Source organism: Photobacterium sp. Hal280 (genome assembly GCF_037162255.1).
Lineage (GTDB): Bacteria > Pseudomonadota > Gammaproteobacteria > Enterobacterales > Vibrionaceae > Photobacterium.
The window spans coordinates 852,750-872,860 of sequence record NZ_JARLUO010000001.1 but is presented as its reverse complement, the minus strand read 5'-3'; the positions used below and the strand labels follow the sequence as shown (position 1 = coordinate 872,860).

Genomic DNA, 20,111 nt, shown 5'->3' with positions numbered 1-20,111 from the left:
GGCGATGTAAATCCCGCAATCTGCGCTTTTATGAAGGTGTGGAGAGCGTATTCGCGTTTTCTTACCGCCCCCCAGCCACAGCGAAGAGAGAAACGTATGGAAGTCATTGTATTAGGAAGCGGTGTTGTCGGGTTGACGTCAGCCTGGTATCTGGCGCAAAACGGGCATCAGGTGACGGTGATTGACCGCCAGCCCCGCAGCGCGGAAGAAACCAGTTTTGCGAATGCCGGGCAGATTTCCTATGGCTACTCTTCACCGTGGGCAGCGCCTGGCATTCCGGCGAAAGCCATGAAATGGCTGGTACAAAAACATGCGCCGCTGAAAATCAAACCGTCGTTATCGCCGGATTTGTACAGCTGGATGGGTAAGATGCTGGCCAATTGCAATTATGTCAGCTACCAGCGGAATAAGGCCCGTATGTTACGTGTCGCAAATTACAGCCGGGAAAGTCTGATTGAGTTGCGCCAGCACCATGATTTGCAATATGAAGGCCGTCAGCAAGGGACATTGCAATTGTTACGTACCCAGGCTCAGCTCGACGCAGTCGGTAAAGATATTCAGGTACTGGAAGAAAGCGGCATCCGCTTTGAACTTCTGGACGCTGCAGGTTGCATCGCTGCAGAACCTGCGCTGGCGAAAGTGCGGGAGAAAGTGGCGGGTGGCTTGCGTTTGCCGGATGATGAGACCGGTGATTGCTATAAATTCTGCCAGCAACTGACCACGTTGGCCGAGCAGGCCGGTGTCACTTTTGTGTTTGATACCCAAATTAAAAGACTGCGCCATGAAGCGGGGCGCATTGTGGCTGTTGATACCGATAAAGGCGAGTTCAAAGCCGATGCTTATGTGGTGGCGCTCGGCAGCTACTCAACGGCCTTGCTGGGCTCCCTTGGCATGCAACTGCCGGTCTACCCGGTAAAAGGGTACTCACTGACCATGCCACTGAAAGACAGTGACGGTGCCCCCGTGTCGACTGTGATCGATGAAACTTATAAAGTCGCCATGACACGGTTCGATAACCGTATCCGTGTGGCCGGTACGGCAGAGCTGGCGGGCTTTAATCTGCACCTGACCGAGCAACGCAAAGAAACCATTGCTATGGTGGTCAATGATCTGTTCCCAGAGGGGGCGATCTGAATCAGGCCGAGTATTGGACCGGCCTGCGGCCGATGACTCCGGATGGTACCCCGGTCATCGGCAAAACACCGTTTGATAACCTGTATACCAATACCGGACACGGCACGCTGGGGTGGACCATGGCCTGTGGCTCGGGTCGCCTGCTGGCTGATATTGTCAGTGGTCATGACACGGATATTGATACTGACGGGTTATCGATTCACCGTTATCTGCACTCTGCAGGTTAATGCTTACTCCCGGTCAGGCAGTCAGTGCCTGATCGGGATGAAGCCTTTTTTCACTTGTTTCATCCCTCCATGCCTTCCTGCCAGACACTTGAGTGATTCACCCTCGGTATTCAAGTCACCAAATATGTCACTGAGCTTATGCTAAAGCTTTGATATGACATCGGTTGTACTGTATCTTTACGGGCTTTACACCAGGAGGCGCAGGCTCACCTGACGCGACCCGGTTATTTGCAGTTAACAAATCAAGACAGTGCGCCGCATTATCTCTGGGAAAGAGCATGTCAGGAACAGAGCGTGGCGTACTGTGGATCAGGGATATCTGAATCAATGCATAAACGATATGTGATGCCAGCTGTGGCAATGATGTTAGCCTTGTCGGGCTGTTCTTCCATCAGTGAAGAAGAATGCCGGTTGGGTGATTGGCATCAGATAGGATTGGCCGATGGCCAGAAAGGGAAAAAGAATTACTCGGCGATTTACAGTGAAGAATGTGCCGAATACGGCGTAACTGTGGATCTGAATTCTTACCAGGAAGGTCGCCGCGAAGGATTAACCTCATACTGTACTTATGAAAATGGCACTTTGGTGGGTCAGTCTAATACCAGTTATGACAATGTTTGTCCGGCTGATTTAGCCAGAGATTTTCTGTCAGGCTATACCCCTTACTATAATCTGGCGCAAGCGCAATCCAGGTTCAGCGAGGCCGAAAGCAGTGTGAGTAGCTATCAAGCGAGGCTGGAAGAGGACACCTTGTCCAGTGATGACAGGAAAACATTTAAAGCAGAACTGAAATCTGCCAAATCGCGGATGGAACGCGCGGAGTTCGACGTCAATCGTTTTGAATATGAGCTTGCCGTTCATAAGATTGACCGAGAAATGGGTCAGATTCATCAACAGCTGACCTCGGATAATCTGCCTCAAGCGCAGAAGACAACGCTGAATCAACGTCTTGCCAGTCTGAACAATCAGCGCAAATACTACGAGACCTTATCAACCACTGAAAACACGATTCAGAATATCAAAAACATTGCTGATTTATTTTGAATGTGACTGAGTGGCATTTCGCCATGCTTTCTGAGTATGGCTGTTCACAGCTTTAGCCTGTGTTTCTGCTTTGCCCTCATGCGTGCCATGGCTCACCCTGTGTTGTGAGCAAGGCATTATCTCAAGAAATTATTGAGATGGCTTGAGGGTAAAGTCAATCGCGCGATCGTCTCAGCGAAAAACACCACCTGATATCCAACTGTTGCCATGCCCTTGCGCGTGTCAGAGTGCTGTCTGTGACCTTCCCGACCGCCTGTCATTGTCTTGGCGCTTATTCTCATTAGTTTTGTATTTCATGGATTTTTTGTCTGCATTTTGCCAAAAATGCAGCTTAAATTAATAGTTTTGTCATTAATTTAAGTATCTTGCTGAGGTCAAGGTTGTGATCTTGAGTTAAAACTTTAATTATTGTTGCATATAATTTATATGCATATTTTGAGGTCTGCCGGGATTTAACAAAATAACGTCAATTTAACATTCTTGTAACCTTGTGTTTCGTCAACAATGTGTGGGCTAACAACACACAAGGAGTCACACATGCAAGTATGCATCACAACAAAAAAGACGCTTCTCGCCACCCTCATCAGCGCAACCATGTTGACCGGTTGTTATTGGGATGACCCGAAAGAAGCCGCGGCTTACGTCAGTAGCGAAATTGAACATGAAGATGTGGTCGAGCATTTGGTCGAGCTGGAAGCGCGTGCCACGCCGACATCCGATGGCAGCTCTGTGACCCGTGCTGCCGGCTCAGACGGATACCAGTATTCCGTTGACTACATCATCGAAGTGATGAAAGAACACGGCTATAAAGTGTCGACGCAGGAGTTTGATTTCCGCGCCTGGGAAGAGCTGGCCGGCACCAAGCTCAATGTTGACGGTGTTGATCTGATTAGCACGCGTGAGGCCGGTGAAGGTGTTGAAGCAGACTATGCGGTGATGTCCTATTCGGGAGATTCGAATGGTCAGTTGGCGGGTGATCTTGTCTTTGTGACGCCGGATTTCAACTTTGACAGCCCGAATTACGATGATACCGATGGCTGTGACGCAACCGATTTTGACGGTAAAGCAATCACCGGGAAAGTGGCGGTGATCCAGCGCGGTGGCTGTGACTTCACGACAAAAGTGGTGAACGCGCAAAATGCCGGCGCTAAGGCCGTGATCGTGTTCAACCAGGGCAATGATGAAGGCCGTAAGGCTGTGGTTAACGGTACGCTGGGCAGTGATACGGCGGCGACAGTCCCCGCCTTTGGTGCCCGCTATGATATCGCCAGACAGTGGTTTGATTTAAGCCAGACTCAGCCTGTCCCTGTGGCATTGGCTGTCGATGTCAAAGATGAAATGGTCGTAACCCAGAACGTGATTGCGGAAACCAGACGCGGTAATCCGAATCAGGTGGTGATGCTGGGGGCGCATCTGGATTCAGTGCCGGAAGGGCCTGGTATTAATGATAACGGTTCAGGTACGGCCGGTTTGCTGGAATATGCCGTGACGCTGGCTGATACCAAAGCGCCGGTGAAGAATAAAGTCCGGTTCGCCTGGTGGGCGGCAGAGGAAGCTGGCTTAGTGGGTTCTGAGTATTACACCAACGAATTGTTTGCCCCTATCTATGATCAGGCTCAGAACGAGATTCTGGCAGAGTTGGGACTGGAAGATCCCAGCCAACTGACAGAAGAACAGGTTGAGCTGGTTGAAGCCCGCTACACTCAGCTCAACAAAGTGAAGCTGTACCTGAACTTTGACATGATAGGTTCGCCAAACTACATCTTCGGTGTCATGGACGGCGACTTGTCGGATACCAAAGACAGCCCGGACAATGCCTATACCGGTGACTTCAAGCCGCCATACGGTACTTCAGATATTGAAGCGACATTCAATGAGTTCTTTACGGCCAAATCCGAGTTCACTGTGCCTCAGGCGCTGTCAAAACGGTCAGATTATGCAGGCTTTGCCGATTGGGGCGTGGCGTTTGGTGGTCTGTTCACTGGCGCTGAGAAAGTGAAAACCGCTGAAGAAGTGGATCAGTTTGGCGGTGAAATTGATGTGGCTTACGACAGATGTTATCACCAGGCCTGTGATGATCTGAACAACGTTAGTCAGAAAGCCTTGTTTGTGAATACCCAGGCGCTGGCTTATGTCACGACATACTATGCGTTCAGCAAGCCACTGTTCCCTGAAGTGGAAGCGCCTGCAGCGAAAACCATGTCGCGCATGCAAAGTGACTTGAAACCAACACAGAAACTGCGTATCGGCGAGAAGCTGAAAGCCGCAGAGAGCCATTCGGATCACGGTCATTTCCACGGTGACTTTGATCAGGATCGTCAGTAATCATCGGCGATGAACCTAAAAAGCCACGCATTTGCGTGGCTTTTCTTTTATGTACGGAAGCGAAGCATTACTCGGCTGTAATAATGTCCATCACCAGCTTGCCATCTTCGCGCACAGGGCCATCTTCTTTCGCGCCTAAAGTATATTCAAACACCCCGGTTTTCATCCCGCCCTGCTCACCGTGGAGCATGAGCATCAGCATCTCGCCAGTGTCGACAGGTTCCATGAGAATGGCGACGACATCCTGGTTTGTTCCTTTTTTGACCGGCGCATAACCCACAACAGGCCCGGGTTTCATGTCTTTATTGGTGCGGTGCACCACCAGCCAGCCATTCGCATCGGATTCAATCATAGCCGCGGTCACTGTGCCTTCTGATACATCCTGATTGGCGCCTTTCACACTGTTTGCGGCATGTGCTGCAGCTGTTGTCCCTAAAAAAGCGATTGCCAGACTCAACATCAGTGATTTTTTAACGATTGTTTTCATCAGTTCATCCTGTTTTCTGTCATGTAATTGATTTGAAATGCAGTCAGGCGTTTTGCCAGATAACAACCTGAGTATGGTTCAGGGTTCGATGGGGTTCACAAAAAGGCTTCCCATTCGAATGGTTATAAGTGTAACAACTTGTTTCAGTGACGCGGTGGACTTACCCCTCAGGGGCACTCGGAAGGTTTTTGTCGTGGTTCGATGAAAAGAAAATTGAGCGTTTTAAGGCTTTCAGTGACTGGAGGCATCTGAAGATGCTGTCTTGGTCAAATAGTTGAATAATCAATATATTTTATATGTGCGAGTTATCATAAGATGAGAAAAACGATGAGATGAGTCTGACCAGAGAACAATCATCCTTGTGATTCGTCATTGTGAATGGGAATTCAATGTCCAATAAATATCAATTTTTCTGTGTGCCGAATACCGACAGGAAAGGATTTACCTACCTGAATATGTCATCTTCAAGCTTTATTGAAGAGAAAAAGGCATTGCTCCAGCAGGGCTTTGAGGTCGAGGATGATGTGATATACGCGGAGAACGCAGAAGATGCCGTGAATAAGTTTCGCTCTGACTATGTTTATCACCTGGCAGAGTACAACGCTTCAACCAATGTGTTTTATACGCTGCTTCATGCTTTTCAATGGCTCAAAGGCAAGCTGACAGGTAAAAGCTAGCCGCCATAATATCGGGTGGAACGCGCCCAATACCGACGGGTGTGGAATAAGCCGCTGAATTAACAGCGGCCTTTTTTGGCTTGTCCTGGCGGGCAGAAACTGCCGTTGCCGCCATGATGGTGATCATCGTAGTCACCATTCGTGGTGGCTTTGATGTTGACACCCTCTACTTCACCCTCAACATGTGTCAGTTGGCAACCAGTCAAAGACAGACTCAAGGCCAGCAAGCCGAACAAAGTGAATATTTTCATGCTTCATGCCATCAAATGGGAAAAGCGGGCACTCTACATCATTTTTTCAAAGCCTGTGTTAGCCTGAGGTCAATGATTGCCTGAGTCTGTCATAGTCGCTGCTGGCAGGATAATCTGACAATATTGCGAGAAATTAGTTTTCACTCTGGTAAAAAGTTCTGCAAAGGCCTTGTAAACTGATAGTAACCTTTAAAATGGCGACCTTCTTCGTTGGCTACCTGTCAGGAGGCAAACATGAAACGGGTCTTTTATATCAGTGATGATCTGGATGAGCTTGAGCTGGTGGAGCATGAGCTGGAACTGAGTGGTTTTTCTGCGCCGCAAATCCATGTTCTCAGTAACAAAGATGCTGATGTGTCGAGCCACAAGCATTTGCATCCGGTGCAATCTGTGATGCGCAATGACGTTGTACACTCAACTGAAATCGGCGCGGTGATCGGGGCGATTGCCGCTGCGGGTATCTTAATCGCGGCCTATGCCTCTGGGGTGACAGATGCCGTTGGCTGGGCCCCATTTATTTTACTGGCCATTGCGATTCTGGGCTTCATTACCTGGGAAGGAGGGCTGTTTGGATTTCAGGAACTGCATTATCAGTTCCGCCGGTTTAAAAATGTCCTGAAATCCGGAAAGCATGTATTGATGGTAGACGTGGAACCAGAGCAGGAACTCCAATTGGCCAGTATTACGCTGGCACACGACAAACTCAAACCGGCCGGAACCGGGAAGTCACCGCCGCACTGGCTGGTGGCTATGCAGGAAAAATGGCAGCGCATGATGAAAACCCTGCCTTGATGACTTGCTTTTGGTACTGGCTAGGAATCTGCCGGGGTATTATCCACCCGGCAGACTGAAAAACCATTCTCTGAGCGCAAAGATATAGCTTGCTTCGCTCGCCATCAGACCCACCAAGACGAGCAGGACTAAGGGCGGCAGGAAAATCGTATACACCAGCGCGAGCCTTTCCCAGCGCATATGCATAAATACCGACGCAATGAGCCCGGCTTTCAGGGCCATAAACAGCAGAATCAGGCTCCACCGCAAAATGCCTTGCAAATGGAAATAGTCGACCAGATAAGACAGAGTGCTGAGAAGAAACAGCAGCGCCCATACTTTAAGATACAGGCTGATTGGATGCTGCTGCTTTACTGAATCATGCGTGAGTTCAGAGTTTGCCATCATAGCCTCCTTGACGGTTGGCCTGAGTTACCACAGATAAAAAAAGGCGAATATAAATACCCACACCAAATCCACGAAGTGCCAGTACAGTCCGGCGATTTCTACAATTTCATATCGTCCGCCCTGGATGCCGGCGGCATGGGGATCCACCTGCTTCTGGTCATATTTCCCCAGTGCGACCCGAATGGCGACGATTGTCAGATACAGTACGCCAACACTGACATGCAAGCCGTGAAAACCTGTGATCATAAAAAATGCCGCGCCAAACTGCGACGCACCGTCTTCATTCCCCCACGGGCGAATACCTTCGGCAATCAATTTGCTCCATTCGAACGCCTGCATACTGACAAAGGTCAGCCCCAATAATGCAGTGATCAACATCAGTGTGGCGGTGGACCAGCGCTTTCCCTGATAGCCGCAGTTGACGGCCATCGCCATGGTGCCGCTGCTGGTGATCAGCACAAAGGTCATAATGGCAATCAGGATCAGAGGGATAGAATGGCCGCCAAGGGTTAAGGCGAAGACCTCGCTGGTCAGCGGCCAGTTTTCCGTGGTGGTCATTCTTACTGACATATAACCCACCAGGAAACAGCCGAACACAAAGGTGTCGCTGAGCAGAAAAATCCACATCATGGTTTTGTTTGCCGAGACACGAAATGCGGCCTGATCCCCGGCATAATCATTGACGACCCCTGTCCAACCGGTTTGGCTGCCCAGAGTCGGCGTCCGGGATTGTTGGATGTCACTCATAATCAAGACCTCTCGCGCTGCCAAATGCAGGGTTTATGTCAACCGCAGTAACCCCAGCAGAAACAGCCAGATGAATAACAGGAAATGCCAGTACCGGGCGCAGAGTTGCAGCCATAGATGCAGGCTGTCCCGTTGCCCGCGCCAGACCTGATATATCACTGCACTCAGTGCCGTTACTCCCCCAAGAACGTGGAGGGCATGCATGCCTGTCAGGAGATAGAAAAAGCTGTTCGCCGGGTTCACCAGCACGCCCTGATTGATCTGGACCAGTGCCAGCCAGGCCCACAACTGCGCCAGAATAAAACCGAGCGTGAAACAGACGGCCATGATGATTTCTGTCTGGCAGGCGGCAAGTGCCGGCAGCAAACGGGCTTTGCGAGTGGCAAGGTGCATGGCAACACAACTCAGTACCAGTAATGATGTACTCAGCATCAATTGCCATGGCTCATTGAGCGGTTGCCAGTCGTTCAGTGTATGCCGGATGTAATAGGCGATCGTAAACAGGAAAAACAAGGCGCCGATCACCCCCATGAGTACCCACAAACCGGTCGAGGCGATCGTATAGGTGCTGGCCGGCTGGTAGTGAGCATCCGGGGCCGGACTCAGGTTGCCCGACGCCAGTGTCGTGAGTACAGGTTTACGGCTCATGTTTTGGACTCCTCAGGCTCGCTGCCGGATACATCAGCGGGGATATCGTCGGGCGGCAGGTTCTGCGGCAGGTAATCTTCTTTGGCACCGGGAACGCTGTAATCATAGGCCCATCGGTACACCACGGGGAGCTCCTCACCCCAGTTACCATGTTGAGGGGGCGTTTCAGGGGTTTGCCACTCCAGTGACGTGGCACGCCAGGGATTTCCCCTACGGCCTGCTCATGGCGCCAGCTCCAAAACATATTGAAGATAAACAGCAGCTGTGCCGCCCCGACAATCAGAGCGGCGACAGTAATGAAGGCATTGAGGTGCTGCGCCGATTCGGGAATAAAGCTGTAATCTTCCCAGGCGAAATAGCGCCTTGGCATCCCCATCACACCGAGATAGTGCATGGGAAAATAAATGGCGTAGGTTCCCAGAAACGTAAACCAGAAATGGATATGACCCATGGTGTTGTTCAGCATTCTGCCGGTGACTTTGGGATACCAGTGATAGAGCCCGCCGAAAATCGCCAGGATCGGCGAGACACCCATCACCATGTGGAAATGAGCCACCACAAAATAGGTGTCCGACAAAGGAATATCGACCACCACATTGCCCAGGAACAAACCGGTTAACCCGCCGATCACAAAGGTGCTGATGAAGGCCAGCGCGAACAGCATCGGCAGTGTGAGATGAATATCGCCTTTCCAGAGCGTAAACAGCCAGTTGTAGACTTTAATCGCGGTCGGAACGGCGATCACCAGCGTGGTGATGGCAAAGAAAAAGCCGAAGTACGGGTTCATGCCGCTGACATACATGTGGTGCGCCCAAACGACAAAACTCAGTACCCCGATGGCCAGAATCGCCCACACCATCATCTTGTAGCCGAAAATGTTTTTACGGGCATGAATGCTGATTAAGTCCGACACGATGCCAAACGCAGGCAAGGCGACGATGTAGACTTCAGGGTGGCCAAAGAACCAGAACAGGTGCTGGAACAGGATCGGGCTGCCGCCACTGTGCTCGGTGAGCTGTCCCATGGAGATCACCGCAGGCATGAAAAAACTGGTGCCGAGCAGTTTATCGAACAGCATCATCACGGCACTGACAAACAGGGCAGGGAAGGCCAGTAAGGCCATGGCTGACGCGGTAAAAATACCCCAGACGGTCAGTGGCATGCGCAGCAGCGTCATCCCCCGGGTCCGTGCCTGCAGCACTGTGGTGACATAATTCAGCCCGCCCATGGTGGCCGCGATGATAAAAACCGCCAGCGAGATTAGCATCAGCACGATACCCCAGTCGGTGCCCGGTGTACCGGGTGAAATTGCCTGTGGCGGATAGAGGGTCCATCCGGCGCCGGTCGGTCCGCCGGTCACAAAGAAGCTGGCCAGCAATATCAGCGACGCCAGCAGATAAAACCAGTAACTGAGCATATTCAGGAAAGGGAACACCATGTCTCTGGCGCCTACCATGAGCGGGATCAGGTAGTTACCGAATCCGCCCAGAAACAGCGCAGTAAGCAGGTATACCACCATGATCATGCCGTGCATGGTCAGAGACTGATAATAGGTATTGGCATCAATGAAATCGAAGGTGCCGGGAAAGCCCAGTTGCAGGCGCATTATCCAGGACATGACCAAGGCAATCAGGCCCATAAAAATAGCGGTCAGAGAATACTGAATGGCAATGATCTTATGATCCTGGCTCCAGATATATTTGCCCCAGAATGATTGCGAGTACCCGGAGCTGTGTTGGTGAGTCTGTGCTGTCATATCTCCTCCCGTCGCGAGCACTACTGCGCCAGAGACTGGATATATGCGATCAGGGCATCGACTTCCTGATCATTCAAAGTATATGCGGGCATCACCGCAGGGTAGCCTTTGACCAGTTCGGCTTTTGCATCCAGGATGGCCCGTTTCAGATACATGTCATCGACTTGTATTTGTGTATCATCCGACAGAGTCTCCGTTTTGCCGTAAAGTCCCAGCCAGGTCGGTCCGATGCCGGGCTTGCCGTCGTGACTGTGGCAGGCAATACAGCCATTGACTTGCGATAACGTCTCGCCCTTGGCAACCAGCTCGGCTGGTGAGAGTGCCTCGCCACTGGCGGTGGTGTCTGCGGGGTGCTGGGTTTGGGCAAACGTCGGCTGTGCGGCCAGCCAATTGCCAAATTGTGCTTCGTCTTCAACCACGACACGCCCGCGCATATTGAAATGCCCGACACCACAGAGTTCAGCGCACAGGATGTCAAATTGTCCCCGCTCAGTGGGTCTGACCCAGAAGTGGGTGACAGTACCCGGCACCAGATCCATTTTTGCCCGGAACTGGGGCACGTTGAAATCATGCAGGACGTCTTTGGAGCGCAGCAGCACTTTATAGGGGGCGTAAAGGGGCAAGTGCAGCTCGGGCAACAGAATAATCCGATCATCTGCCCCGGCAGGATCGTCCGGGTCGATACCTAACGGGTTGGTATTGGACACAAACCGGGTGTCACTTTTACCCAATTGTTGGTCATCACCGGGAAAACGGAATCGCCAGCGCCACTGCTCCCCGACGACTTCAACAATCCTTGCCTCATCCGGCACGCTGACAAATTGCCCGTACACCACCAAGCCCGGGGCCAGTAACGCGATGATGCCGACCGAGGTAATGCCGATCAGCCAACCTTCCAGTTTTTTGCTGTCTGGCTGAAACTGGGACCGGCGGCCGGGTTTGTGCCTGAAGCGAATGACCAGCCAGGCAAGCACCAGGTTCAAAACAATAAAAAACGCCCCGGTCATGATGAGCGTCAGGTGCAGCGCATTATCTATTTCCCCCAATTTGACGCAGCAGGCGTCAGCCACCAGGGGCTGTAAATATGGAAGGCAATGGAAGCAACGACAATAATGATCAGGGCAATGGCTATTGCCATATATCACCTTTTACCGAAATTGGTCGCATCCATGAGAGGAACAAAAGTCGGTAACCCAAACCCTGAAAGTCAAACCGTGTTGATGCCCGCGCAGTGAAGGCTTTATACACAACTGCGGTCAGAAAAAGACAAAGCGGCTGTGTTTGATCGTCATATTGATTAAAAGCTTAGTGGACATCACCATGCTGTGCGAGTGCTCAGGAGCTTTTCTCTGCAGACGATTCGTAAATGAGAAAGCTGGGTTTCACCGGAAAATGTCTTACTATGAAAGAAGTTACTCAGGCACAATGGCCTGATAGTTAATAAGATAAGCTTTCCCAAAAATGAGGAGGGGATGTGGCTGGTGCAAGTTTGTTAACCTTGCTGGATGATATTGCAACCGTGCTTGATGATGTTGCTGTCATGAGCAAGGTGGCGGCCCGAAAAACGGCAGGCGTACTCGGAGACGATCTGGCTCTGAATGCTCAGCAGGTGGTCGGGGTCAGAGCGGAACGTGAAATTCCGGTGGTGTGGGCGGTGGCAAAAGGCTCGTTTAAAAATAAGCTGATCCTGGTGCCGGCGGCGCTGTTAATCAGTGCCATTGCTCCCTGGCTCATCGTGCCAATGCTGCTGCTTGGCGGTTTGTTTTTGTGTTTTGAAGGGGCAGAAAAAGTCATTCACAAACTCACCCATGATGATACGGAAGAAGCACTGAAGGATCACGACCAGTTGCCAGAAGGCATGGATTTGGAGGAATACGAAAAGAACAAGATTAAAGGGGCCATCCGGACCGATTTTATCTTGTCTGCCGAAATTATTGTGATTGCATTAGGCACCGTTCAGGGCATGTCACTGATGACGCAATTGCTGGTGGTCAGCCTGATTGCCCTGACCATGACAGCGGGCGTTTATGGCCTGGTGGCCGGGATCGTCAAACTGGATGATGGCGGCTTTTATCTGGTGAAACAGCATCAGGAGAAAAGCCTGTTGCACCGTTTTGGTCAGCTGTTGATCGCCGCAGCGCCTAAGCTGATGAAGTTACTGGCCGTTGTCGGCACCATCGCCATGTTTTTGGTCGGTGGTGGTATCGTGGTTCACAGTATTCCCGATTCGCATCACTGGCTGGAGCTGCTGACTGAGCGATTGCATGCTCTGCCCGGCACGTCATGGCTGGTGCCCATGATGACCAACCTGATCGTCGGTATCGTTGCGGGCTTGCTGGTCCTGGCGGTTGTTTCGGCCTGGCAGCGTTTGCGCGGGAATCAGGCAGCATAAATCATTGACTTAAGGTATGCTGATGTCAGCTTGAGATGTAAGTATAAGAATGAAGATGACGAAAAAACCAAGACGCAGACCTTTTGTGATGCTGAACCGCCTGCCTTTGCTGGCGGTTCTGTTTTTCCCCGGTATCACAGCAGCCAGCAGCGAGCCGGTCACGGCAACAGTGCAGGAAGCGGTATCATCCAGGAACACCGCCTCAGTATTGGCGGATGCATTTGAACAGTCAGCTCAACTGTGGCGGCGAAATGCTATCGCTTATGCCCGGTTGCCCAGCCGTGATGATATCGGCCGGATGCTCACCACCTACGGGTTAGATGCAGCAGGAAAGCCTGTTCAGGTTTCGCAGCAAGAGATTGAGCCGGAAAGTGTTGTTGTCCGTGATATGCAACCCCTGGTCGGGGCGGTGTATCACGAGTATCTGATGACCAAAACCGCCTGGTTCGAAGAATACGGCATGATGCCAGATACGCTGTCATTCCACAGTTATCAGTCGTTGCGTCAGATACAGGTATTGACGGTAGATGCAAAGCTACTGTCAGCGCTTGGCAGCCTGGACGGTAAAACGGTTGAGATCAAAACCAGTGAGTTCCCGGCATTCTTGGATGCAAACCAAGATGCAGAGACTGATCTTCCCACCGTCACCCTGATGTTAGGCGATCGGGTGACAGACGCTGGCGAAGTGATTTCAACAGACACACTGCAACAGCGCTATACCCTTCAGGGCGATCGCCCTCAAATCTGACCGAAACCAGCCTCAGGGCTGGTTTTTTCATCTTTATCCCGCCGATACCGCAGCAATGCCACTGTGGTATTTTTTGACTGATAATTTTGATAATAATTGTTATTATTCTTCCCATTACCTTTCAGAGTGTTGCAACAACGCTGGTGTGATGACCCGAAGCGGGAGCAAGGAATTTGCCCCAAAAAGATAATTCAACTTGAATGATAATACTTATTATTTATTCTAGTGTTATTGGCTTGGTAAGAATTTGCGTTTGCTCAAGTGGCAGCAAGCAAGTCCATGATAGTTTGGTGAATGGATGGCAACAGCGTTGAATACAAAACAGAGATCTGAAACGAACCGCTTTCCCGGCACTATTGCGCGTGCCGTTCAACCGGAAAACCTGATTCGGCTGTTCAATGATGCGGAGCGTTTAATCCCCATCATGAAAGGCGTTACCGCGCCTGACACCTTGTTTTGTATTACGCGCGATGGCAATAACGATCCGTTGCTGGCCAGCCTGTATCAGTACTGGCAGCAGAACTATCCGGAAGCGGGGCAGCCTTACTGGACGACACGCAGCTGGTCGATGCTGACCTGGCAGCCACTCTATCTGGCTTTTGTTTGTGTATACAGTGTGCAGGCCGTGCCGCCATTGAGTCGTATTGTTCAGCAATACAATAACCAAGGGTGGGTGGCTGGCTACAGTTTCAGCCAGAACAGCCAATGGTGCGAAGGCAATACCCAGCAGCTGATTCAGTGCGCAGGTCGTGAACTGGTCGATTTGTATGACGATCTGCGTGAGCAGATGGAACACCATACCCGGATTCGTCCTGGTTTTACCCGCCAGTTACTGGCGGATGCCGTCCTGGCGGTGTTGCTGCGTTACCATCATGAATCACCTGAGAAGATGCCAGCGGACGAGGTACCTCAGCATGCCGCATGGTGGCTGGAAAGTCTTGGCCTGCCCGCCAAGCATATTGAGACACTGTACCGCGCCGAAACCGACGGTCAGTGGCAGCAACTGCGGGTGAGCTGCTGTATGCACTACCGGCGTGATGATGGCAGTTATTGCGAAAACTGCCCGAGGAATAAACAGTAAGCCTGATTGTGACACACGTCTATGTGCCGATCACAACCAAGCCGTGTAAGTAATAAGAAAAATTATGTTTGAACTCAACAACATCCGTGTACACCGTGGCGGACGCGATATTTTGCGTATCGATCAGCTCACGATCGACAGCGGGGCATTTACCATGGTGCTGGGCCACAATGGCTCAGGTAAATCGACACTGGTGAACTTGCTTGCCGGACAAATGGCGCCCGATGAAGGCGACATTCTGCTCAATCAACAGCCACTGAATACGCTGTCAGCCAAGGCGCTGGCACGGGAAGTGGCTTTCCTGCCGCAAAAGCTGCCGGACGTTGCCGGGTTAACGGTCAGAGAACTGGTCAAACTGGGCCGCTTTCCCTGGCGTGGCACATTCGGTCGCTGGCAACAAGATGATGTCGCTATCATTGAAGCGGCCATGCATAAAACCGGCACCCTGCGTTTTGCTGACAACCTGGCCGACCAGCTCTCAGGCGGGGAACGTCAGCGCGCCTGGGTGTCGATGCTGCTGGCCCAGCAGTCACCTGTCCTGATCCTCGATGAGCCGACCTCGGCACTGGATATTCATCATCAGTACCAACTGATGTCTTTGCTGGCCGATCTGAACCGGGACACGGGTTGCGGGGTGATCGTCATCTTGCATGATCTGAATCTGGCGCTGCGTTTTGCCACGCATGTGGTGGCCCTCAAGCAAGGGCGCATTGCCTTTACCGGCCCGAAAGACGTATTACTGGATGAACCAAGATTGTCTGCGTTGTATGAGACGGACATTAAACTCATTGACCACCCTGTCAATTCAGAACACCTGACTGGCCAGAAAGTCGCTGTAGTGTGTGAATAACAGTGGTCTGTGAATAGCAGTGGCACGAAAAACAGAGAAGTTGTCGTTTTATGTTGAATCAATGGTTGAAAGAAATCGCCCCGATAGCACGAATGAATCAAGTGTTTGTTATGGCAGCATGCCTGCTCTCCGGCCAGGTGTTTGCCGACATCACTGTCACCGACAGCAGGGGTGAACATACATTGGCTGAGGTGCCTCAGCGGGTGGTTGTCCTCAACTGGGATCTGGCCGAACAAGTGCTGGAACTGGATGTGACACCTGTTGGTCTGCCAAATATCAGTGGTTATCAGGAATGGGTTGTACAACCGGCCGTCCCGGCTGGCGTGGCGGATATCGGCACCCGTACGGAGCCGAACCTGGAAAAAATTGCCGAGCTGAAACCGGATCTGATTCTGGCCGCCTCACCGCAAAAGGATCTGATCCCCCGCCTGGAAGCACTGGCCCCTGTGTTGTACTACGAAACCTACAACCAGACGCTGAACAGTGCAGAAGCGGCCATTGCGAATTTCCGTCAACTGGCCACAGTCTTTGATCAGCAAGCGCTGGCAGAGCAGAAACTCACCGCTATGTCGGAACGTTTTGCTGAGCTGAAACAGCAACTGAATCAGGCGTTTAATGGCGAATCTCCCAGCGTGGTCGCGATGCGGTTTGCCAATCAGACCTCTGTGTACATTTATGGCCAGAATTCCACCACCAACTATGCGCTTGAGCAGCTCGGTCTGACTCCGGCCATGCCTTTACCTGCCACCGAATGGGGCATTGTGCAGAAACGGCTGACCGATCTGCAAAAAGCGGGCGACAGCTACGTGCTCTACTTCCGGCCTTTCAATGAAGAGAAGCAGTTACAGCGTTCGGTGATCTGGAATGCCATGCCTTTTGTCCGCGCTAAGCACGTCAACAGCGTTGCCTCGGTCTGGAACTATGGCGGGGCCATGTCAATCCGCTATATTGCCGAAGCCATGGCCGACAGCCTGTTTGAGATTGCGCCGAATCAGGGTGTGGTTGCCTCGGTCAAGGGCAGACAGGACTGATTCATGACCCGCTCTTTGTCCTTCTTTCCCCTACTGCTGCTGCTGTTGTCAGCCGTGGTTGCCAGCCTGCAGATTGGCACTGATCTTTCATTTTCCCGCCAGCTTGCCATTGTCACCGGCACCCAGGCTGAAGAATTTGCCGACATCATGTTCAGCTATGCTCAGCTTCCGCGCCTGGTGATGGCGCTGATGGTGGGCGCGATGCTGGGACTGGTGGGCAGTCTGATGCAGCAACTGACCCAAAACGCGCTGACCTCACCGCTGACACTGGGTACCTCTTCCGGTGCCTGGCTGGCGCTGATCATTGTCAACGTCTGGTTCCCTGAGCTGGTGGGTGATCACAGTGCCCTGGCGGCGATGGCGGGTGCCATGCTGTCTCTGTTTCTGGTGATCTTTATTGCCGGGCCGAAAAACATGACGGGCCTGCCCTTAGTGCTGTCGGGCATGGTGGTGAATATTCTGCTTGGCTCAGTGGCCAGCGCGATCATTTTGCTGAACGCGGAATACGCTAAAAACGTCTTTATCTGGGGCGCCGGCGATCTGACTCAGAATGGCTGGGAATCTGTGCAGTGGTTGCTGCCCCGTTTGTCTGTTTCGCTTCTGCTGCTGGTGTTTGCGCCGCGGATTCTGACCCTGATGCGTTTGGGCCATCAGGGGGCGGCAGCGCGCGGTCTCAATGTCGTCCCTGCGTTTATTGTCCTGATGGCGGTTGGCTTGTGGCTGGTGGCTGCATCCATCACCGCGGTTGGAGTGATCAGCTTTATCGGGCTGCTGACGCCAAACATTGCGCGGGCACTGGGTGCCAGAACCCCAGGGTTGAGCTGACCATGAGTGCTTTGCTCGGGGCGCTGCTTCTGGTGGCGACAGATGCCGCCGCTCAGCTGCTTAGTCAGCTGACGGTGGATGCGATTCCGAGCGGTACCACGGCAGCGGCCATCGGGGCACCGGCCCTGTTGTGGTTCAGTCGCCGCAAGATGAAAGCGCAGGATCAGGTCTCAATCAAATTGCCGCCGAGCCGGGATCGTCTTGCTGCCTGGAGCTTGCCAGCCCTGATGCTGATCGTCGCTGGCATCCTGTCTCTGACGGCTGTCTTTGTCACGGACGGTCACAGCTGGCATGTTGCGCTGCCAACGGCTTACCAGTGGGAGCTTCGCTGGCCGAGAATGCTGACCGCCCTCAGTGCCGGCGTCGGGTTAGCCATTGCGGGCACTGTGCTGCAGCGGTTGATCTACAATCCGCTTGCCAGTCCGGATATTCTGGGGATCTCTGCCGGTGCAACTTTTGCGCTGGTGGGCGCCAGTGTTTTTCTGGGCATGAACATTTTTGCAGTTGGCTCTGTGCTGGCGTTTGCGGGCAGTATGCTCGTGCTGGCCGTGTTGCTGGTGCTGGGCCGGCGTCATCAGTTTGCCCCTTCGAGTCTGATTCTGATCGGGATTGCTCTGACGGCTCTGATCGACGCCTTAGTGCAATTTGCGCTGGCCAAAGGCACGCAGGACAGTTACAGCATACTGACCTGGCTGGCAGGTTCAACCTACCGGGTGACACAAGGCAAAGCACTCTTTCTGTTCGTCGGCGTGGCCGCCTTGTTTGCGTTCACATTAGTCACCTCACGCTGGCTGACTCTGATCTCTGCCGGCAGACAGTTTGCGGCGGCACGTGGTTTGAATGTCCCTGTCAGCAGCGCCTTGTTATTGGGGACCGTGGCTTTATTGTGCGCGCTGGTTACGGCTACGATGGGGCCGGTGGCGTTTGTCGGTTTGCTGGCGCCTCATACGGCGGTCATGCTGGGTGCCAAGCAGGCCAGAGAGCAGCTGATAGTCGCGTCACTGGTGGGTGCTGCCGTGATGTTAATTGCTGACTGGGTAGGGCAGACGGTGCTGTTCCCGGCTCAAATCGCGGCCGGCACGCTGGTGTCTGTCATCGGCGGTAGTTATTTTCTGTTTCTGCTGATTCGCGGCAGAAGCCGATAGCAACACAGCGTCTCGAAACGGGCAGATAAAAAAGCCGGGTTAGCAGCAATGCAACCCGGCTTTTTGTTGTCAGGAGAAGGGATTAACCTTCGATTTCCGCGTTGTGGTAAACGTTCTGCACGTCGTCGCAGTCATTCAGCATGTCGAGGAACTTGTCGAACGTGGCCACATCGTCGCCGGTCACCGGGTGCATTGCCTGAGGCACAAAGGTGATTTCTTCCACTTCCATCACTACGTCAGGCATGGCATCGGCCAGGGCATTTTTTACTTTGAAGAATTCAGTGTGCGGCGCGAAAACCGTAATCATACCGTCTTCCGCTTCGATGTCCGTCACATCCGCATCACCCATGATCAGGGCTTCCATTACGGCTTCTTCGTCATCGCCTTTGAACTGGAACACCGCCTGGTGATCGAACATGTGGGCAACAGCACCTGGTGCACCGATTTTCGCGTTGTTCTTTACAAAACACTGACGAACATCCATGTAGGTACGGTTGTTGTTGTCGGTCAGACAGTCAACGATTACAGAGCAGCCGCCAGGTCCGAAACCTTCGTAGCGTGCCGTTGAAAAATCTTCACCGCCGCCACCGCTTGCTTTATCAATCGCTTTTTCGATCACGTGACTTGGCACCTGATCTTTTTTCGCTTTTTCCATCAGGCGGCGCAGAGACAGGTTGCTGTCCGGATCTGTACCGCCGTTTTTGGCGCTCATGTAGATCTCTTTACCGTACTTGGAATAGACCTTGATTTTAGCGCCTTGTGTTTTAGCCATTGAGGCTTTACGAACTTCGAAACTGCGTCCCATGGGGAATCACTCTCTGTAATTGATACTTTCGATATGTAGGGGCTGATTTTATCAGCACGGTCTGTATTTAGGCTAGTGCCTAGTTTCGCATTTACCAGCCGAAACGACAATTTGCCACAATCCGACCTGTGAACAGCGGCTATATTACCTTGGTTTCCGCCCTTCTAAGGCGAAGAGACTACAAAAATAACCGTTTTGGTGATTAAAAATAGTCCAGATACATAAAAAACAGGGTTTGTGGCTCAAAAAATAGGCATTTGAATGGTTTGGTACTTTACAGAGTGAATTGAGCTGGTATGATTCACCGCACTTACGGAGAGATGGCTGAGTGGTTGAAAGCACCGGTCTTGAAAACCGGCATACGTTAATAGCGTATCTAGGGTTCAAATCCCTATCTCTCCGCCACTTTCAAAGAAAGCGTTTTTTAAAGACGAGTTCTGAAGAATTGGAGCGGTAGTTCAGTTGGTTAGAATACCGGCCTGTCACGCCGGGGGTCGCGGGTTCGAGTCCCGTCCGCTCCGCCAACACAACGAAGCCTCAGCAGAAATGCTGAGGCTTTTTTGTTATGTTTCAGATTGATATCCGCCCTGCGGTCGGACGAGTCCCGGTCGTGTGCGACCCCAGCCGTCCGCCACGACACGAAACCCTGGCCGAAAGGCTGGGGTTTTTTGTATTTAAGCGCCCTGAAAGTGCTGCGCACTTTGGGTCGCGGGCCGGAATGCCGGACCATCGCGTCCCGTCAGTCCGCTACGACCCGGA

General features: G+C 52.2%; 17 protein-coding genes, 2 tRNA genes and 2 pseudogenes. 13 read left to right on the top strand and 8 right to left on the bottom strand.

The genetic code is table 11. The features are described 5' to 3' along the window. The first annotated feature begins 96 nt into the window (after positions 1-96). The 3 genes and pseudogenes from P4S53_RS04215 to P4S53_RS04205 all read left to right on the top strand — a co-directional run bounded on the left by P4S53_RS04215 (position 97) and on the right by P4S53_RS04205 (position 4,730). Positions 97-1,361, top strand: a pseudogene (locus P4S53_RS04215) (D-amino acid dehydrogenase). A 327-nt stretch (positions 1,362-1,688) separates the two neighbouring features. Further along, entirely contained in the window at positions 1,689-2,405 is a 717-nt protein-coding gene (locus P4S53_RS04210; protein ID WP_337111527.1) for a DUF2799 domain-containing protein, read from the top strand. Positions 2,406-2,942: 537 nt separating this feature from the next. Continuing rightward, complete coding sequence (locus tag P4S53_RS04205) at positions 2,943-4,730, top strand: M28 family metallopeptidase (RefSeq protein WP_337111526.1); 1,788 nt, start codon at positions 2,943-2,945, stop codon at positions 4,728-4,730. Positions 4,731-4,797: 67 nt separating this feature from the next. Here P4S53_RS04205 and P4S53_RS04200 read toward each other — a convergent pair whose 3' ends face one another. Then, positions 4,798-5,217 carry a DUF7282 domain-containing protein gene (locus P4S53_RS04200; protein ID WP_337111525.1) on the bottom strand — a complete coding sequence of 140 codons (420 nt, stop codon included), beginning with the start codon at positions 5,215-5,217 and terminating at the stop codon, positions 4,798-4,800. A 389-nt stretch (positions 5,218-5,606) separates the two neighbouring features. On the opposite strand from P4S53_RS04200, the gene P4S53_RS04195 reads away from it, so the two are divergent. Then, positions 5,607-5,894 carry a hypothetical protein gene (locus P4S53_RS04195; protein ID WP_337111524.1) on the top strand — a complete coding sequence of 96 codons (288 nt, stop codon included), beginning with the start codon at positions 5,607-5,609 and terminating at the stop codon, positions 5,892-5,894. A gap of 59 nt (positions 5,895-5,953) precedes the next feature. Here P4S53_RS04195 and P4S53_RS04190 read toward each other — a convergent pair whose 3' ends face one another. Continuing rightward, positions 5,954-6,145, bottom strand: a complete 192-nt coding sequence (locus P4S53_RS04190; protein ID WP_337111523.1) for a hypothetical protein — start codon at positions 6,143-6,145, stop codon at positions 5,954-5,956. Positions 6,146-6,379: 234 nt separating this feature from the next. Between P4S53_RS04190 and P4S53_RS04185 the strand changes: the two genes are divergently transcribed. Next, positions 6,380-6,937, top strand: coding sequence for an NAD/FAD-utilizing enzyme (locus P4S53_RS04185; RefSeq protein WP_337111522.1), 558 nt, complete (start codon positions 6,380-6,382; stop codon positions 6,935-6,937). Between the two features lie 39 nt (positions 6,938-6,976). Here P4S53_RS04185 and P4S53_RS04180 read toward each other — a convergent pair whose 3' ends face one another. Genes P4S53_RS04180 through P4S53_RS04160 form a run of 5 tightly spaced genes read right to left on the bottom strand, consistent with a single transcriptional unit; the run spans position 6,977 to position 11,521 of the window. After that, positions 6,977-7,321, bottom strand: coding sequence for a cytochrome C oxidase subunit IV family protein (locus P4S53_RS04180; protein WP_337111521.1), 345 nt, complete (start codon positions 7,319-7,321; stop codon positions 6,977-6,979). Between the two features lie 27 nt (positions 7,322-7,348). Beyond that, positions 7,349-8,071 carry a heme-copper oxidase subunit III family protein gene (locus P4S53_RS04175; RefSeq protein WP_337111520.1) on the bottom strand — a complete coding sequence of 241 codons (723 nt, stop codon included), beginning with the start codon at positions 8,069-8,071 and terminating at the stop codon, positions 7,349-7,351. Between the two features lie 33 nt (positions 8,072-8,104). Further along, complete coding sequence (locus tag P4S53_RS04170) at positions 8,105-8,719, bottom strand: cytochrome c oxidase subunit 3 (RefSeq protein WP_337111519.1); 615 nt, start codon at positions 8,717-8,719, stop codon at positions 8,105-8,107. Further along, positions 8,709-10,475, bottom strand: coding sequence for a cbb3-type cytochrome c oxidase subunit I (locus P4S53_RS04165; RefSeq protein ID WP_337111518.1), 1,767 nt, complete (start codon positions 10,473-10,475; stop codon positions 8,709-8,711). Before P4S53_RS04165 ends, P4S53_RS04170 begins: the two co-directional genes overlap by 11 nt. A 20-nt stretch (positions 10,476-10,495) precedes the next feature. Beyond that, positions 10,496-11,521, bottom strand: coding sequence for a cytochrome c oxidase subunit II (locus P4S53_RS04160; RefSeq protein WP_337111517.1), 1,026 nt, complete (start codon positions 11,519-11,521; stop codon positions 10,496-10,498). A gap of 428 nt (positions 11,522-11,949) precedes the next feature. Between P4S53_RS04160 and P4S53_RS04155 the strand changes: the two genes are divergently transcribed. From P4S53_RS04155 to fhuB, 6 genes and pseudogenes are all read left to right on the top strand, one after another. Then, positions 11,950-12,867, top strand: a complete 918-nt coding sequence (locus P4S53_RS04155) for a DUF808 domain-containing protein (protein ID WP_337111516.1) — start codon at positions 11,950-11,952, stop codon at positions 12,865-12,867. Between the two features lie 55 nt (positions 12,868-12,922). Then, entirely contained in the window at positions 12,923-13,615 is a 693-nt protein-coding gene (locus tag P4S53_RS04150) for a hypothetical protein (RefSeq protein ID WP_337111515.1), read from the top strand. A gap of 298 nt (positions 13,616-13,913) precedes the next feature. Continuing rightward, positions 13,914-14,696 (top strand): siderophore ferric iron reductase, encoded by a 783-nt coding sequence (locus P4S53_RS04145; RefSeq protein ID WP_337111514.1) that lies wholly within the window; start codon positions 13,914-13,916, stop codon positions 14,694-14,696. Positions 14,697-14,760: 64 nt separating this feature from the next. Beyond that, complete coding sequence (locus P4S53_RS04140; protein WP_337111513.1) at positions 14,761-15,546, top strand: ABC transporter ATP-binding protein; 786 nt, start codon at positions 14,761-14,763, stop codon at positions 15,544-15,546. A 50-nt stretch (positions 15,547-15,596) separates the two neighbouring features. Beyond that, complete coding sequence (locus tag P4S53_RS04135; RefSeq protein ID WP_442958621.1) at positions 15,597-16,577, top strand: iron-siderophore ABC transporter substrate-binding protein; 981 nt, start codon at positions 15,597-15,599, stop codon at positions 16,575-16,577. A 3-nt stretch (positions 16,578-16,580) separates the two neighbouring features. Further along, a pseudogene (gene fhuB, locus P4S53_RS04130) lies at positions 16,581-18,547 on the top strand (Fe(3+)-hydroxamate ABC transporter permease FhuB). An 82-nt stretch (positions 18,548-18,629) separates the two neighbouring features. Here fhuB and P4S53_RS04125 read toward each other — a convergent pair. Next, a complete protein-coding gene (locus tag P4S53_RS04125; protein WP_337111511.1) occupies positions 18,630-19,352 on the bottom strand; it encodes a YebC/PmpR family DNA-binding transcriptional regulator in 723 nt (240 codons plus the stop codon). Positions 19,353-19,666: 314 nt separating this feature from the next. Here P4S53_RS04125 and P4S53_RS04120 point away from each other — a divergent pair. Both P4S53_RS04120 and P4S53_RS04115 read left to right on the top strand, forming a co-directional pair. Continuing rightward, positions 19,667-19,757 (top strand) — tRNA-Ser (locus P4S53_RS04120). A gap of 42 nt (positions 19,758-19,799) precedes the next feature. Continuing rightward, positions 19,800-19,876, top strand: a tRNA-Asp gene (locus P4S53_RS04115). The last annotated feature ends 235 nt before the right edge of the window (positions 19,877-20,111 follow it).

What these genes read in the sequence shown, in the direction of transcription:
- P4S53_RS04140 (WP_337111513.1), top strand. Translation starts at nt 14,761, where the DNA reads ATGTTTGAACTCAACAACATCCGTGTACACCGTGGCGGACGCGATATT.
- P4S53_RS04125 (WP_337111511.1), bottom strand. Translation starts at nt 19,352, where the DNA reads ATGGGACGCAGTTTCGAAGTTCGTAAAGCCTCAATGGCTAAAACACAA.
- P4S53_RS04150 (WP_337111515.1), top strand. Translation starts at nt 12,923, where the DNA reads ATGACGAAAAAACCAAGACGCAGACCTTTTGTGATGCTGAACCGCCTG.
- P4S53_RS04210 (WP_337111527.1), top strand. Translation starts at nt 1,689, where the DNA reads ATGCATAAACGATATGTGATGCCAGCTGTGGCAATGATGTTAGCCTTG.
- P4S53_RS04145 (WP_337111514.1), top strand. Translation starts at nt 13,914, where the DNA reads ATGGCAACAGCGTTGAATACAAAACAGAGATCTGAAACGAACCGCTTT.
- P4S53_RS04190 (WP_337111523.1), bottom strand. Translation starts at nt 6,145, where the DNA reads ATGAAAATATTCACTTTGTTCGGCTTGCTGGCCTTGAGTCTGTCTTTG.
- P4S53_RS04165 (WP_337111518.1), bottom strand. Translation starts at nt 10,475, where the DNA reads ATGACAGCACAGACTCACCAACACAGCTCCGGGTACTCGCAATCATTC.
- P4S53_RS04195 (WP_337111524.1), top strand. Translation starts at nt 5,607, where the DNA reads ATGTCCAATAAATATCAATTTTTCTGTGTGCCGAATACCGACAGGAAA.
- P4S53_RS04205 (WP_337111526.1), top strand. Translation starts at nt 2,943, where the DNA reads ATGCAAGTATGCATCACAACAAAAAAGACGCTTCTCGCCACCCTCATC.
- P4S53_RS04175 (WP_337111520.1), bottom strand. Translation starts at nt 8,071, where the DNA reads ATGAGTGACATCCAACAATCCCGGACGCCGACTCTGGGCAGCCAAACC.
- P4S53_RS04170 (WP_337111519.1), bottom strand. Translation starts at nt 8,719, where the DNA reads ATGAGCCGTAAACCTGTACTCACGACACTGGCGTCGGGCAACCTGAGT.
- P4S53_RS04200 (WP_337111525.1), bottom strand. Translation starts at nt 5,217, where the DNA reads ATGAAAACAATCGTTAAAAAATCACTGATGTTGAGTCTGGCAATCGCT.
- P4S53_RS04135 (WP_442958621.1), top strand. Translation starts at nt 15,597, where the DNA reads ATGTTGAATCAATGGTTGAAAGAAATCGCCCCGATAGCACGAATGAAT.
- P4S53_RS04180 (WP_337111521.1), bottom strand. Translation starts at nt 7,321, where the DNA reads ATGGCAAACTCTGAACTCACGCATGATTCAGTAAAGCAGCAGCATCCA.
- P4S53_RS04185 (WP_337111522.1), top strand. Translation starts at nt 6,380, where the DNA reads ATGAAACGGGTCTTTTATATCAGTGATGATCTGGATGAGCTTGAGCTG.